The following is a 15,899-nucleotide window of genomic DNA, read 5'->3' on the forward strand; positions in this document are numbered from 1 at the left end:
CTTTTCTGCTTTTCTGCATCTTAATTCTTAAAATTGTCCAAACTTTAGTAATATAAATTAAAACCCGGAAATCTACAGGCATCCGTTAAAATCATCGTATGAAATACTTTACTTATTTCGGAAATCATCTCATCAACGCGAAACTCCCGGACAACTCAGAGGTCTACTACGCAAAGCCTCCCCTGCCGGGCATCAAGCGCGCAGCACTGAGCGAACACACCCAGCGTGCTTTTGAAAACCCACTTGCGATGCCACCGCTACGCGAACTCGTCAACGGCAATTCAAAGGTGCTTATCCTGTTTGACGATAATTGCCAACCCTTTCCCGCCACCAAAAAGCCGGATATGCGGCAGATCATGATAGAGACGCTTCTGAAGATGCTCTATAACTACGGCGTGGAGAAAAAGAACATCCAACTGATGTGCGCCGTCGCACTGCACCGCAAGATGAAGGAACACGAACTCGACTATATGCTCGGAAAAGACATCATGGACGAGTTCTATCCCCATCAACTCCGAAACTTTGATGCAGAGGATGCCGACCAGATTGCCTACGTAGGACACACAGAAAAAGATGAAATCGTTGAAACGGATAAGGCAGTTCTCGAAGCCGATCTGGTGATTTACGTTGATATGATACAGATTCCGCTCAACGGGGGACATAAATCTGTTGCGGTGGGTCTCGGCACCTATAACTCTATAGCACCCCACCACTCGCCGCACATGACAGCGGAAAGTCCACACGTCATGCAACCCGAGGGTTCGCACATGCACGCCTGTATCGAGCGGATGAGCCGCCTCATTCAGAAAGAGACCCCCATCTTGGTACTCGAAGCAGCGATGAACGGTGCGATCTACCCATTTCATCTGCGCTATGTCGGGAAACCGAACCGCGACTGCAACATCGCAGAGAAAGTGCTGAAAACCTTCACACCAGCGACCCTATCGCTGCTGCCCGAATCGCTGCGTTACCAGATTCTTAAAAGCGTGCGGACGGACTACGAACCGATACAGGTCAACGCAGGCGACATCGATGCCGTTCACGCGAAAACGTTAGCGTCAATGAAGGATCAGTTGGCAATAGATATCCCTCGACAGTTCAGCACATTGGTATTCGGACTTCCCGATATGAGTCCCTACGCCGTTGATGCGCGTATCAACCCGGTCTTAGTGGTGAGCGACATTTTAGGCTACGTCTTCAACTGGTTCTATAACAAACCCATCATCAAAAAGAACGGTGTTGTGATCATCATGAACCCGACCTACGAGATTTTTCATGAAGAGTATCACGTCGCCTACAAGCAGTTTTACGATGAGGTGCTCGCTGAAACGACGGAACCGTTTGAGATGCAACAGAAGTTTCAGGAAAAATACGCAAAGGACGCGTATTTAATCGATTGTTATCGAAACAAGTTCGCGCACCACGGTTTCCATCCGTTTACCGTCTGGTATTGGGCGACGTATCCACTGAAATATCTCGCGAAAGTAATCCTCGTGGGTCCGGAGGAACCGCGGGTGGCGCAACGACTCGGTGTTGACTGGGCGCGCAACTTAGATGATGCCCTTGCAATGGCACGTGAAATCTCTGGGGAAGACGATGTCGTTGCCTTGACAATGCCGCCGTTCTTCTACGCAAACGTTGGGGAATAAAGATACATTGGACTACCAAAAGCATTTTATGCAAAAAACAGAGGAATGTTAATGACAGACACGGATATTTTGATACCTACCAGCACTATCGGAAGTTACGCACCACCGAGTTGGCTGTGCGTTACGTTAGAAGCGATCGGACGCGGTTAACTCGGCGACACCGACATTAACTAAACTTTCGACGACGCTGTCCGCGCCGCTATCGCAGACCAAGAACGCGCAGGCGTTGATATCGTCACAGAGGGTGAGATGCGCCGCCAAGACTTCGTTCTCGGTTTCTATGAACGGCTCACTGGGTTAGAACAACTCCCGGCACCCAGAACGCACGGACCCGACGGACACGACCAACGCGGCAAATGGCTGCCCTCCGTTCCGCTTGATGCTCCTGACGGACTCGGTATCCTCACAGAGTTTGAATTCGCGAAGAACGAGACGACGAAAACGCTCAAGGTGACATGCCCCGGTCCGTTTACCCTTTCCGGACGGATTCAGACGGGTGGGATTTATAAAGAACGCCTTGAAGTCGCCTACGCCTGTGCGGAGATTATCAACACAGAACTCCGTCAACTCGTTGCTGCTGGCGCAGAATTCATCCAGTTAGACGAACCCTCTTACGCCGTTTATCCGGATCGTCCTGAAGCGTTCGTCAAACTTTTCAACCACACCGTTGAAGATGTCTCTGCAAAGATTGGACTGCACATCTGTTTCGGCAACTATCGCGGCAGAGCCGTTGGAAAACGTTCGTATCGTCCGCTCTTTCCGTATATTTTAGACGCAGCCTTCGATCAACTCGCACTGGAATTCGCAAACAGGGAAATGGCAGAAATCGGATTGTGGAGCGAGTTTCCGAACGACAAAGAACTCGCCGCAGGACTCATCGATGTCAAAAACTATTATGTAGAAACACCAGAGGATGTCGCAGCACTGCTCCGGGAAGCACTCAAGCACGTGCGTCCCGAAAAACTGTCTATCACCCCGGATTGTGGATTCAGTCAAACAGCACGGTGGGCAGCCGCCGCAAAACTGAAAGCGATGGTCGCGGGTACTGAAATTGTCCGCCGTGAACTTACAAATGGGACCCTCTAACTTTAGGTTCGGTTTCCCATTTTAGAAGAGAGGTAGCATAGCGTCGTGAGCATAAACAGGAAGATACCCACACCCGAAGAAATTGAAAAAGAATTCCAAGAATTCGTCCAACAGAAATATGGCGGGAGCGTCCGTTTAATTAACGCATCTGCCGGTGAACCCTCGCCTGAAGGAGAAGCAGAGACTCCTGAACCGAAAAAAGCCTTCGATCTGAAATTCGACCTCAAACCGAAGGAGATCAAGCAATACCTCGACCGATACGTCATCAAACAGGACGAGGCAAAGAAGGCACTCGCTATCGCCGTCTGTGACCACTACAATCACGTCCGAGAATGCCACGAAGACCCAACCGCCGCGGATGCGGATTACTCCAAACAGAACATCGTCATGCTCGGACCGACCGGTGTCGGTAAGACCTATCTCATCCGACACATCGCCAAACTCATCGGCGTGCCATTCGTCAAAGCGGATGCGACCCGATTCAGCGAAACCGGTTACGTTGGTGCCAACGTTGACGATTTAATCCGTGAACTGGTAACCCAAGCTGAAGACAATCTCGAACTGGGACAATACGGCATCATCTATCTCGACGAAGCGGACAAAATCGCGACACCGCCAAATATCATTGGACGCGATGTGAGCGGACGCGGTGTGCAGATTGGACTTCTTAAACTGATGGAGGAAACCGAAGTGGATCTGCGTAGCGGGAACGATGTCGCCTCACAGATGCGCGCTGCTATGGAATTTCAAAAAAGCGGCAAGGTCGAGAAAGAGGTTATCAACACACGGCACATTCTTTTCATCATCAGCGGTGCGTTCACGGGTATGGCAGATATTATCAAGAAACGCATGCATCAAAGCAAAATCGGCTTCAATGCTGAGATTACCAGCCCAACCGATGACACGGAAACCCAGTATTTCGAGAACATCACACCGAAAGACTTCATAGACTTCGGCTTTGAACCTGAGTTTATCGGACGGCTGCCAGTCCATGTCGTTTGCACGGAACTCGGCGTAGATGACCTGTTCTATATCCTGAAACACTCCGAAGGTTCCATTATCCGTCAATACGAAAACGCCTTTCGGGCGTATGGCATCACGGTCCTGTTTTCAGAGTGCGGTCTACAACGCATCGCCGAAAAAGCGATTGCGCAAAAAACAGGGGCGCGTGCCTTAATGACGGTTTGTGAAAAGGTCTTGCGCGACTATAAATTTGAGCTCCCCTCCACCGGCGTTGAGGAATTTGTCGTCACTGCTGAAGTTGTCGATGCACCTGATGTCGAATTAAAGCGAATCACCGCGGAACCGGACTACAACCGCAGGACGGTGATGTGTGAGCAGGTTCGCCGGTATGAAGCACAGTTCTACACAGAACACCAATTGCAAATTCAGTTCGACGCTGAAGCGACTGCGCTTATTTGTGAACGGGCGATTGCAGAGGCGCAAACAGTCCAGCGGGTCTGTGATCAACTCCTCGGAAGTTATCAGCACGGGCTGAACTTAATTAAGCAGAACACGGGACAATCCACATTCACCTTTCCAAAGGCTGTTTTGGAAAATCCAGATCAAGTTCTCGAAGAGTGGATCCGTGAGTCGTACACCACAAAACGTTGAGAATAGCAATCAACAGTCAGCAGTCAGCAGTCGGCAGGAATAGTTGTCAGCCATAAGCAGAAAGCCATAAATTAAAATATGAACACCGAACAGAAGAGACCGCAACGTCCTGAACCCCCGAATATCCAAGAAGTCGGCGCACCCCTCGACGGGAAACCGCAGGTGAGCGATCGGCGTTTGTTTTTCCAACTCCATGTCTTTAAAGATTGTTTAGATCCTAACCTTATCGTTGAAAAACTTGAGAAGGGGAGTCTAAATGCGGTCTTATATGACGATCTAAATCATCCAACAGGCCTGGGCGTGCTTTTAGCCGCAGAGGATCCAGCAGCGTTGATAGTTGAATCACGAACCTTATTAGACGTTTCTAACCGCTCATCCCGCTCCTATCGTCCAGAAATGACCATGACAGGTCGAACCTATTCAAGTGGTAGAGAACCGAATCTGGAAGAGTGGCTCCTCAACAAACCGCTCCAAAACGTTCTCAACCCTAATTTTCCATGGGCGATTTGGTATCCATTGCGCCGAAGCCCTGAATTCTATCGTCTTGAACACCGTGAACGGGGTCGCATCTTAGGCGAACACGCTTTGCTGGGGCGCGGTTATGCAGCAGGTGGATACGCCAGTGACATCCGACTCGCATGCTTTGGATTGGATACAAACGACAATGAATTCGTTATCGGAGTGGTCGGGCCCGATTTACATCCCTTATCGCGTTTGATTCAGGATATGCGCCAAACAGAACAGACCACCACATACATCGAATCCCTCGGTCCTTTCTTTGTTGGAAAGGTTCGGAAGCAATTTGCGAGAGGCGGATAAAAAACATTAAAAAATCGACCAATGCCGGTAGCACGCAACAACGGCGCGTGCGGCTCTTAAGCGAAAACCGCTAACGCCCTAATTGCCCATCCCCTCGCTTGGCGATTAATTAAAAAATGAGAAATATTCTGGCAGTTTGCACAAAAGAACTCTATACCTACTTCGTTTCACCGATCGCCTATTTCGTCTGTTTTGTCTTCACTGCGATTTCGGGCTTCCTGTTCTCCATCCTGCTTATCAGTGCAAGCAACATTGGCGGGACCGGCGGATACGTGATGGAAACCCTCTTCGGTAACATGGCGATTGTCTTACTCTTTTTCACGCCAGTGCTGACAATGAAACTCTTTGCAGAAGAACGGAAATCGGGAACGATCGAACTACTCCTTACCTCCCCAATCACAGACGGACAAGTGGTTCTCGGTAAATTCCTTGCGAGTTGCACACTGGTCCTGATTATGCTTGGCTTGACGCTTCTGTTTCCACTCTTAACCCAACGTTTCGGTTATTTGGACAGTGGACTCCTCATCAGCGGTTATTTGGGTATCATCCTCATCAGCTCTTCATTTCTATCATTAGGTTTACTGATGTCGTCAATGTGTAAAAACCAACTCGTCGCTGCGTTGACGAGTTTCGGCATCCTCATAACATTATGGGTGATCGGCTCGCTCTCAGCACGCGGTGGACCGATAGCGAAATTCCTGAGTTATCTGTCGTTACCTGAACACTACCGAGATTTCTCACGCGGTATCATCCTATTGAAAGATGTTATTTACTACATCAGTTTCACATGTGTCTGCTTATTTGCGACGTTCAAGTCGATTGAATCATCAAAATGGAGATAGAAGATGGAAGCCAATAAAAGGGTTACAGGCCCACTTCTCGGTTTTCTAACGCTCATCTTCAGTTTTATTGCGATCGCCAGCTGGGTCTTTCAAGCGCGGCTCGTTTTCTGGATCTGCCTCTTGCTCGCGCTTGTCTCACTCGCCATTTTCGCGCGCCTGCGGTTTGCGGACTTCATGAATTTCTTTATCAGTCGCCAAGCGCGTTACGGAGCGAACGTGGCTTTGAGTATCGTTGGGGTTATCGGCATTTTGGTTTTTGTCAATGCCATTGTTATCCGGCAGTTCGATAAACAGATAGATTTAACGAAGCTGCAGCTTTACACGCTTTCGGAACAAACGAAAACCGTTCTCAAAGACCTTAAAAAGGAAATCCAGGTCCTCGCGTTTTTCAGCGACGACACCTCACAGTCAGCGGCTCGTGCGAAAGATATATTAGAATTGTACCAGCGCGAAACTGATTTTATAACTTTTACATTCAAAAATCCTTACATAGATCTCCAACTGAGCAACAAGTATCAACTGAGATACGATGGAACCATTATTTTCGACAGCGAAGATCGACACGAAAAAGTGACGACCGTTGAGGAACAGAAATTCACGAGTGCCATTCTCAAACTCATCCGCGATGAAACAAAAAAGGTCTACTTCCTTGTGGGGCACCAAGAACATGGCATCAATGACTTCAATAACGACGGATATAGTGAAGTGCGGACAGAGTTAGAGAACCAGAACTATGCAGCGTTTCCCCTCTCGCTCTTGACAGAACCGGACATTCCGGCGGATTGCGAATTGCTCGTCATTGCGGGTCCAAGAACCGCCTTGACGGCTAATGAAATTGGTATAGTCGGGAAATACTTAAGGCGTAGCGGAAAATTGTTCCTGATGCTCGATCCATCGGACACTGCTGCAGAAGACGTGAACAGAGGGCTCGTTAGACTTATGCGAAGATGGGGGATTGCGATAGGCAACGACCTTGTCATCGACGAAACGCAGTTCGTCCCGTTGTTCGGACCCAAGGCACCGGTCCCAGGATTTGAACTGCACGAGATTACACGCGCTATGCGGGATCCCGTAGCATTCCCTGTGACCCGTTCTGTCACGCCTATAGCAGACAGACCCTCGAACCTAAGCGTCAAATCGCTTGCCAAAACTGTTGGTGGAACAGACGACAGCTGGGGCGAAAAGCAACGCGACACGGACGGCACTTTCAGCGGTTCGTTTACCTATACGCCCGGGGCAGACACGCCGCCACCGGTATCTGTTGCCGTTGCCGCTGAGCAAAAAGTCGATCAAAATAGCGACAGAGATGCCTCACGCGGTCCAACCCGAATCGTCGTTTTCGGGGACTCAGATTTCGCAGCGAATGCCGCTTTCAGAGAGGCGAACCGCGATCTCTTTCTCTTTACAATCAATTGGCTGACATTAGAGGAGGATCTCATTGCGATCCGTCCTATCGACTTACAGGGGCAAACACTGCGCCAAATGCGCGTTCACGACACACGTTTAGTGCAAATAACATCTGTTTTCCTGATACCTTCAATCGTCTTTATTGCGGGACTCATAGTTTGGTGGCAACGCCGTAAAGGAGAGGACGTGTGAATTTCAGGACGACCCTTATCATCATTGTTCTCCTTGCAGGCATTGCAGGTGCGTATTTTCTATTTTTTCAGCAATCGCCAGAGAACACATCAACAAGCGAAAACCTGCCGATCCACCAGGTTTACGGTATAACGCAAGAACAGGTCCAACAGATGGAAGTCACGTTCACGGATACGGCATATCAAGACCTGAAATTGGTAAAAGACGCAACGGGGAACTGGCATCTAAAAAATCCATTTCAGGCAGATGCAGACAGTGAAAAAGTGAACCAAATGTTAGATGACATACTCAATAAACGCGTCAAGCAGACGCTTGAGGTAACAGCGTTGGCACAGTACGGGTTGGATACCCCCAGCATCACACTTTCACTTTGGACAGAACAAGCATCACCCGCAGCCGTCTTTTCTATCGGTAAGAAAGCGATTAATTTCTCCGTCTATGTCAAAGAGAGATCCGAAGCACATATCTTTCTGATAGAATCCAGTGCGCTTGACGATCTGACGAAATCCCCGACAGACCTCCGGGACCGGTCGGTTATTAAGTTCAACACAGAAACGGTGTCCAACATTCAGTTGACGTATTTTAAGAGTCATCAGTCATCTAAAACCGTTAATTGCGAAAAGCGAGACGGGACATGGCGCGTCACGCATCCCATCAAAGCAAAAGCGGATACCCAAGAAATTGAGGATATTCTTTCGGAATTGCGTTTATTGCAAGTGTCGACATTTGAAGCCGATCAAGCAGACGCTGATACCCCAGCACAGTTAGAAAAGACCGGGTTAGACACGCCACGCATCCAGATAGAATTGACAGATGGAAATAACACCCACGCGCTTGACATCGGGGCAGAAGTCCCGCCAGAAAACGGGACTCCCAGACACGTCTACGTCAAATCCGTTCACCAACACGCTATCTACACCGTTAGTGACGACATTTATCAACTTCTCAGCACATCTGTTTTTGATTTGCGCGATAAAAGAATTATAGACTTTCAACGCACGGATACGATCCGCATCGAAATCAGACAAGGTCAGGAGACAACTGTCTGCTCCAAGAACCGTAATAACGTATGGGAATTACAAACGCCGACAGGAAAAGTGAAGGCAGATGCACAAGCGGTGGACGATCTGTTGTTTGGTGTAGATTCCCTCGAAGCCGCTGGTTTTGTTGACAATCCTGCTAAAAACCTTGCGTCCTACGGCTTAGCGTCACCGTCAATTGCGGTTGCCTTTACGCAACGGGGTCAAGAAAAACCAGCGGTGTTGCGTATTGGAGACGCTACCAAAGACGGAACTGTTTACGTTAAAGCCGAGCAATCCGATCAAGTTGCCCGTGTCGAACGTGGCTTAATCGACAAGATTGCGCTCGGTGCGGCATGGTTAAGAGATAAACAGATTCTCAATTTTCACATTGATGACGCGATTCGGTTCACCTTGCACGGAGAAGAATCGCTGACATGCCAACGCCTCGGGACAAACTGGCGACTCACTTCACCGGTGAAAGAAGAGGCGAACAACACAGAAGTTAACGCTATCATCTACGAACTCGATGATCTGAGGGCAGACACTTATGTACCGAGCGAACCTGCACTCACTGATGCGGTCACAGGCTTCAGCACCCCGCAGCTCCAGATTACCGTAGAATTGCGAAATCGGAAGGTATATACTTTGCAAGTTGGCAACCAGACGGAGGCATCCGGACGTTTTTACGCACGACTTCAACACGAACCGAATTTGATCTTTCTGCTCAACGCAGAACGCGTTCCGAAACTGAAAACGACACTTACTCGGCTTCGGATGCCGTAGCCGTTTTCTGTTAAACAAAATTGTAGCCTGCATTCTGCGCAAGCCTATAGAGGAAACCTGCGGGACAATGCGAAGCAGGCGCAGGCGGATATACGGAAAGATAGTTATCAGTTATCAGTAAAGAGGTTTTCGTTAAATCCAAATCGCGTAGCCTGCAACAGGGGCGCAGGCGGGTCTACGGAGAGGCATAAGAAAGTTCAAACCCACCTGACCGAACCGCAAGGTAAATTAGAAATATGCAGACCTATATTATCGCAACCGCTTACTTTTTTGTTATCATTGAACTGCTGATTATTAGCAGGTCCTTTCGATACGCTCGGCGCGAACGTAAGGCGGATCGACCGACCTATACCCCAAAGGTGGGAATCATCGCACCACACTATGGATGGGATGCCGACACAGCAGAACACGCAAAAGGACTTTTGCATCAAAATTACGCGGGCGAGTATGAAGTCTTCTTCGTCACACATCAAAAATCGGACGTCGGACACGATGTCTCTTATCCACGTCTGTGTGAAATTGCTGAGGTGCATCCACATGCGCAGGTGCTGTTAGCACCGAACATCGTTGAAAACAACCTTCCACGCTCACAAAAGGTGCAGAACCTCATCACAGCGATAGAAAAACTCCCAGACGATATCGAAGTCATCGCGTTTGTAGATGCCGATGTTGGTATCCGAGAGGATTGGCTAACGCTGCTTGTGAATCCGCTCCAAGAACCAGATATAGGGACAACCGTGGGTGGACGGTTCTATTTTCCACAAACATGGAATATCGCATCTCTGGTGGAAGCCATCTGGGTAAACTTCCAGATGAGTTTCCAAGGCGATCATCCGCTTTCAATGGTCTGGGGTGGCTCCAACGCCTTCCGACGTGAGATGCTTGAGAAAGCACACATCCTTCAACGCTGGGAAGAAGCAACCATCGAAGATCTGAATACGACCCTTGCCATGCGAGATGTTAAGCACAAGGTGCATTTTGTCCCAGACTGCGTAGCGATTACACGCACCTCCAATCGGACATGGCACCAAATTGTGGAATTTACGAACCGCCAGCTGATTATGACCTTCCACATGGGACTTTGGCGGCAGTGGCTCGCGAGCCTCATTGTACTTCTACCGAAAGGTCTCTGTGTGTTTGGAGCGATTCCGCTCCTATTCTATCGTGAAGGGGTGCTACCGATTGTTTTTATCCCGTTTCTGGAAGCATTTGGTTACAGACTCTACGCCAAAAACCTACCGAAGTGGCTTCGCGAAATGCCGAAGATGCGGGAGACAATTGGCATCACCTCTTATGTGACTTCAGTTTCGCTACTTCTCGGAGGCATCAACGCCCTCTATGCAGTATTCCAACGCAAAATCACCTGGGGTGGGGTGCGTTATGAAATCTTGTCTGCGACGAAATGTCGGGTTTTAGGAGCCGTAAAACCAAAAGACTTTGGTTAAGATTCAAAAGGCGTTTGCGTTTTTTTTCATAATGTAGTATAGTATTGATGTAGGAAACTCACTACATTCATAAGAGGAGCGAAAAATAGTGGAAACCGAAAAAGTTATTAAATCAGAAAAAGAGTGGCAGGCACAACTCTCACCGGAAGAATATAAGGTAACTCGGAAGAAAGGGACAGAACGCGCCTTTACAGGAAAATACCACGATTGCAAAGAGAAGGGCACCTATCACTGTATCTGTTGCGGAAGCCCACTTTTTAGTTCCGAAACCAAGTACGATTCTGGAACAGGGTGGCCCAGTTTTTGGGATGCTGTCTCCCCAGAATCCATTGAGACGAAATCGGATTTCAGTATCTTTTTCATGCCGCGCACCGAAGTCGTCTGTAGCCAGTGTGACGCACACCTCGGACACGTTTTTAACGATGGACCGTCGCCGACAGGTAAACGTTACTGCCTGAATTCCGCGGCACTTACACTGGTAAAACCAGAAAACGAATTCTAAATCCTGTCGTTTAAGAATTATCGGTATCAGCCAAACGTCTCGTTCAGTGCAATTTACCCTCTCTTGTTGGACACCCCGGAGCGGTGAATTATTACAGAGAAACCTCTTAACTGACAACCGATAACTGATAACTCATAAAGGAGCATTGATGGCACTACGTAGTCGAATCTCACCACGGTTTTTTGTCAATGAACTCGCCAGTGCTATGTCGGAAGATTGGGATACCTCCAGCAAGTTCGTTCGCTATCAACTCGCCAAGGAAAGTTTCAACTGGCGACACCCCCTCGGTGCCAAACACGGCAAAGGCGACGCTATCCAACTGGTGAGCCTCCGTATTACCGATATGTGCAACCTCCGTTGCCATTCCTGTGGACAATGGGGCGATAACGGATACCTGCTTGGAAAGTCCATGAAAGAGCTGAAGCAACGCGAGGTTCCGGTTGAAGTGTATAAAAACCTTGTGGATCAGATTGTGGATGCAGGCTGGTCTCCGGTGTGGTACATCTGGGGCGGTGAACCCATGCTTTATCCGGGCATCATCGAATTGATGCACTATATCAAAGAGCGAGGCATGCCTATATCATTGGTGAGTAACGCAACGAACATCGCCAGACGCGCCGACGATATTCTGGAAACCTGTAAAATTATCTACCTCAGTGTTGATGGACCGAACGAGGAAATTCACAATACACAACGTCCCGGTCTAACGCCAAACTACGATAACTTCAAAGATGTCAAGGCTGCATTAGAAACGCTTAATGCAGCAAAAGAGAAACGGAATATAAAGTTTCCTTATATTATTCCGCTCAGCTGCGTCACGATGTATAACATTGACGTTGTCGTAGATCTCTATAAATTCACGCATCAATACGCAGACGCGCAAATCTTTTACTTGACCTGGTGGATAGATTCCGAATCGGCACAGGAACACACAGAAGATTTCGAGAAACGCTTCGGGTTCAAACCGCAAACCCATTACGGTTGGATAGGCACATGGAAAGACTTCGATCACGGTGTCATCTTGGATCGTTTTGAAGAGATGGAAAACATCTCCAACGAAAAGAGACGCTGTCCTCCGATCATGATGCCGCGGCTCAACACACGCGGTGAGATCCAACGGTACTACACAGATCACGATCAAACCTTCGGATATAATCAGTGTGTCAGTATCTACATGACAATGGAAATCGATAGCAATGGTGACGTTAGCCTCTGTCGCGATTACCACGACTATACCATCGGCAATATCAAAACGGATAAGGTTGTTGATATGTGGAACAACCAGAAGGCGATGAAATTTCGGCAGTCAGTGAGTAACGATGGACCGATGCCCGTCTGCCGCCGCTGCTGCGGATTGATGGGTTTTTAATTAAACCTTACGGTTCGGTTAGGATAAACTGGTAACTGATAAGTTTTTAATTTTGGAGTACTGATCTGCCTTCCACTGCATTTCAGGCAGATTCTTGGTGCAATTCGCACGGGGTATGTTTCCTGAAACCCTTTCGTACTTAACCAGAAACCATCGCGAAACGTAGTGGAGCGATGCTCAGAGGACCATAGTTAAAAATATGAAAATAGGATTACGAATTCCGGGTACCGCTCGACAATTGCCCTTCGCGGATTTTTGTAAGTGGTGTGCGGATAACGGGTTTGAAGCCGTTGACATAGGAGAAACGACCCCTGAAATTGTGAAAACCGCGAGAGACGCCGGTCTTGTGATCGGGTCTGCGGATCTCCCCGGTGTCAGCGATCTACTCAGCACGAAAAAATCTAAACAGAAAGCCGGGGCTTCGGCAGCAAAAGCCGCCATTGAAGCCGCTGCTGACAACGATGTCCATATTATGTTCTGCGTTTTTGTGCCAGAAGATGCCAGTCTCGGCAGAGCCAAAAACTTTGATATTTGGAAGCGAACCATCCCGCCTATCGCCGAATTCGCAGCCTCTAAAGGGGTAACCATCGCGGTAGAGGGATGGCCCGGTCCCGGTCCCGCCTATCCTGCCCTCGGTTGCACACCGGAGATGTGGCGTGCGATGTTCGCAGAATGTTCATCCCCAGGATTAGGACTTAACTATGATCCATCACACCTCGTCAGAATCGGGATCGACTATTTACGTGTCTTGAACGAATTCGCACCCTACGTCAAACACGTCCATGGAAAGGACACCGCCTTTGACGAAGAAGCCCTCTATCTACACGGCAATTTGGGACCGAGCCTGCAATCTGCCAAAGGTTTCGGTGAAGATTGGTGGCGTTATACGATTCCTGGCGATGGGATAGTGGATTGGCTGAGAGTGGTTCAACGTTTGGAAGACGAGGGATTTGATGGTATCGTGAGTGTAGAACTTGAAGATTACCGGTATTGGCGAACGTGGGAAGCAGAATCGGACGGTCTGCGCCGCTCACGCGAATTCCTCGCGGAGTTTGTTCGGTAATCGCTCCCATGTTTGCAGAGTCGCGCCCGGTTTGTTAGAAATGTAACGGCGCAGCCAAGGAGAATTTACGATGAAAGAACTTCTTCATAAGGGCATGGAAGCTTCGCCTGAGCAGTACCTTCCACACCTAATTACAGAAGAGGAGCGCACGCACTTTGAAGAAAACGGGTATCTATATGTGCCAAACGCGCTCTCTACTGAAATGCGGGAACAACTCATTCACGCCGTTGACACCTTACACAACAAAGCACTCGCTTCGGGTAGAGCACAGCCCAATTCACACTGGGGGTGGTCGGACTTCTTAGGTGCCGACGACGCGCTCCTGAGCCTCGTTGATTTGCACACGACGTTACCGAAAGTCTGGGGAATTTTGGGGTGGAATATCTACCTATACCACGCCCACATGCACGTTAAACCACCAGCAGCATCGGATGCCGAAGAGGGTGAAGGATGGTTGGAATGGCACCAAGACAGCGGACGTGTTAACATCGAATTGGAAACCCAGCCACGCCCACGTTTATCCCTGAAAGTGGCGTATTTCCTCACAGATGTCTCTGAACCTGGACGCGGGAACTTCTACATCCGCCCGGGCAGCCACATGAAATCGGATATGAACGTTCCAACGGCGGAAATCAGCCGGGATCCGCGCGAAGCGACTGCAGACGATGTCCCTGACGATGCCATGCCGGTCTGCGTGGAACCCGGAACCGCCGTTCTGTTCGACAGACGGCTCTGGCACTCGCGGAGTCCAAACCACTCAGAAATGACTCGAAAGGCACTCTTCTACGGCTACGGCTACCGTTGGATCCGTCCCAAAGACGAGATGACGGTTGAACCGCTCTATGATCGGTGCGATGCGATCCGGCGGCAACTGCTCGGTGCCGCGACCCGAAATAATGGGCGCTACGTTCCTTCGGAAGACGATGTGCCGCTCCGTGGATGGCTCCTTGAAAATCTTGGGGACGATCCTACCCTTGCGATGGGACCCCGACACGCTTAATCTGCAGAATGGAAGGCTGGAAGATAACTTTTTTCGGCCTTCTAATCAGAGAAAAAGGGAAGGATGGAGAGCTCCCCAGCCTTCCCACCTTCCAATCTCCCAACCAAACAGATGAAATTTAATGAAGGGTGGCAACTCCTGATTTTAGGTATCATTGCCGTAGGACAGTTATTTTGGCGGATATGGCAGTGGCGGCTTCCACCAGAGCGTAAAAAGTGGTGGTAGAAATCTCTGCCAGTTGTGATGTGACGAAGATATGCATTTTTCTGAACCTTTTTAAAAACTCTATTCTCTTTAAGAGATAAGCTTAACCCAATGGAATTAATACTCATGATTCCGGATTTAGTGTGTTTGAAATTACAGTTTTATCCAACATTGGATTAGAAAAGTTTCTAACCACCATGCTGTTTGATCCTCAAGATAGAGTCACAACGACTTGGAGAATATAAAACTCAGAAGGTAAGAAAAAATGTTATAGTAAAACCCCTAATTACCTATACACCTACGCAAGGGACAAGATACAATCCTCGCCAGCGAAGGGGAAACGTTTTGTGTTTTTGAAAGTGTGCACTTATTTTCGGGCTTTACTATAAGAAAAACAAAGTTTTCTCTGAACACACAACTCAGACTCCTACTGACCCTGTGATACTCGGATGTGGTGAAAACAAAGGTTTAGATATTCTCTTGAACGAAACAACACAGCCGACGACTGAAATTATCAAAGAAGGTCTTTTTGAAGTTATCATTTTCTTCATTGGAAATTCGCAAACGATACATACGGAGGATATGCCTCGCCCCCAACTTCATAATGAGGAGACAGATGCTCATTATTTTGTCCCTGTTTTTTGGTTTGATTTATGCAGGACTTTTAAAAGCGTTAACTTTATTAGATATTGACTTTATTCAGCGGTGGTTCGTTTTCAGAATACTGATTGCGATTCTGGTTTTTTTTCTGATGATCGGTCTGATTTACCTTTTTTCTGTCATAGCACCCACACGCTAACGCGTGGGGTTTGTGCTTCATAGTAGTAAAAACCTACTTTGTAGATCTCATATTGCTGCACAAGGACATCTAAGCAGCGTTTACGTCCCTATCGTGTCGAGAG

At 48.5% G+C, this 15,899-nt stretch carries 11 protein-coding genes and 1 pseudogene; all 12 read left to right on the forward strand.

Annotated elements, in window-relative coordinates; translation table 11 throughout:
• The first annotated feature begins 98 nt into the window (after positions 1-98).
• Positions 99-1,649: a DUF2088 domain-containing protein gene (locus F4X88_01825; protein ID MYA55010.1), complete on the forward strand. Its 1,551-nt coding sequence runs from the start codon at positions 99-101 to the stop codon at positions 1,647-1,649.
• 51 nt (positions 1,650-1,700) lie between these two features.
• A pseudogene (locus F4X88_01830) lies at positions 1,701-2,735 on the forward strand (methionine synthase).
• Between the two features lie 81 nt (positions 2,736-2,816).
• Positions 2,817-4,349: an AAA domain-containing protein gene (locus F4X88_01835; protein MYA55011.1), complete on the forward strand. Its 1,533-nt coding sequence runs from the start codon at positions 2,817-2,819 to the stop codon at positions 4,347-4,349.
• A gap of 78 nt (positions 4,350-4,427) precedes the next feature.
• A complete protein-coding gene (locus F4X88_01840; protein MYA55012.1) occupies positions 4,428-5,168 on the forward strand; it encodes a chlorite dismutase family protein in 741 nt (246 codons plus the stop codon).
• A gap of 116 nt (positions 5,169-5,284) precedes the next feature.
• Positions 5,285-6,010 (forward strand): ABC transporter permease subunit, encoded by a 726-nt coding sequence (locus F4X88_01845; protein MYA55013.1) that lies wholly within the window; start codon positions 5,285-5,287, stop codon positions 6,008-6,010.
• Between the two features lie 3 nt (positions 6,011-6,013).
• Positions 6,014-7,609 carry a hypothetical protein gene (locus F4X88_01850; GenBank protein ID MYA55014.1) on the forward strand — a complete coding sequence of 532 codons (1,596 nt, stop codon included), beginning with the start codon at positions 6,014-6,016 and terminating at the stop codon, positions 7,607-7,609.
• Positions 7,606-9,414, forward strand: a complete 1,809-nt coding sequence (locus tag F4X88_01855; protein MYA55015.1) for a DUF4340 domain-containing protein — start codon at positions 7,606-7,608, stop codon at positions 9,412-9,414. The genes F4X88_01850 and F4X88_01855 overlap by 4 nt, the downstream gene beginning before the upstream one ends.
• 236 nt (positions 9,415-9,650) lie before the next feature.
• A complete protein-coding gene (locus F4X88_01860) occupies positions 9,651-10,859 on the forward strand; it encodes a glycosyltransferase family 2 protein (GenBank protein ID MYA55016.1) in 1,209 nt (402 codons plus the stop codon).
• Positions 10,860-10,944: 85 nt separating this feature from the next.
• The gene (gene msrB, locus F4X88_01865; protein MYA55017.1) at positions 10,945-11,361 is read left to right on the forward strand and encodes a peptide-methionine (R)-S-oxide reductase MsrB; all 417 of its coding nucleotides are present in this window, start codon (positions 10,945-10,947) and stop codon (positions 11,359-11,361) included.
• Between the two features lie 148 nt (positions 11,362-11,509).
• Positions 11,510-12,730 (forward strand): radical SAM protein, encoded by a 1,221-nt coding sequence (locus F4X88_01870; protein MYA55018.1) that lies wholly within the window; start codon positions 11,510-11,512, stop codon positions 12,728-12,730.
• A gap of 199 nt (positions 12,731-12,929) precedes the next feature.
• A complete protein-coding gene (locus F4X88_01875; protein MYA55019.1) occupies positions 12,930-13,793 on the forward strand; it encodes a sugar phosphate isomerase/epimerase in 864 nt (287 codons plus the stop codon).
• Between the two features lie 94 nt (positions 13,794-13,887).
• Positions 13,888-14,793, forward strand: coding sequence for a phytanoyl-CoA dioxygenase family protein (locus F4X88_01880; GenBank protein MYA55020.1), 906 nt, complete (start codon positions 13,888-13,890; stop codon positions 14,791-14,793).
• Positions 14,794-15,899: the final 1,106 nt, after the last annotated feature.

Source organism: Candidatus Poribacteria bacterium (assembly GCA_009839745.1).
Classification (GTDB): domain Bacteria; phylum Poribacteria; class WGA-4E; order WGA-4E; family WGA-3G; genus WGA-3G.

Coding starts and splice junctions, on each gene's coding strand:
- F4X88_01845 (MYA55013.1), top strand. CDS start 5,285: ATGAGAAATATTCTGGCAGTTTGCACAAAAGAACTCTATACCTACTTC.
- F4X88_01880 (MYA55020.1), top strand. CDS start 13,888: ATGGAAGCTTCGCCTGAGCAGTACCTTCCACACCTAATTACAGAAGAG.
- F4X88_01825 (MYA55010.1), top strand. CDS start 99: ATGAAATACTTTACTTATTTCGGAAATCATCTCATCAACGCGAAACTC.
- F4X88_01860 (MYA55016.1), top strand. CDS start 9,651: ATGCAGACCTATATTATCGCAACCGCTTACTTTTTTGTTATCATTGAA.
- F4X88_01850 (MYA55014.1), top strand. CDS start 6,014: ATGGAAGCCAATAAAAGGGTTACAGGCCCACTTCTCGGTTTTCTAACG.
- F4X88_01875 (MYA55019.1), top strand. CDS start 12,930: ATGAAAATAGGATTACGAATTCCGGGTACCGCTCGACAATTGCCCTTC.
- F4X88_01870 (MYA55018.1), top strand. CDS start 11,510: ATGGCACTACGTAGTCGAATCTCACCACGGTTTTTTGTCAATGAACTC.
- F4X88_01840 (MYA55012.1), top strand. CDS start 4,428: ATGAACACCGAACAGAAGAGACCGCAACGTCCTGAACCCCCGAATATC.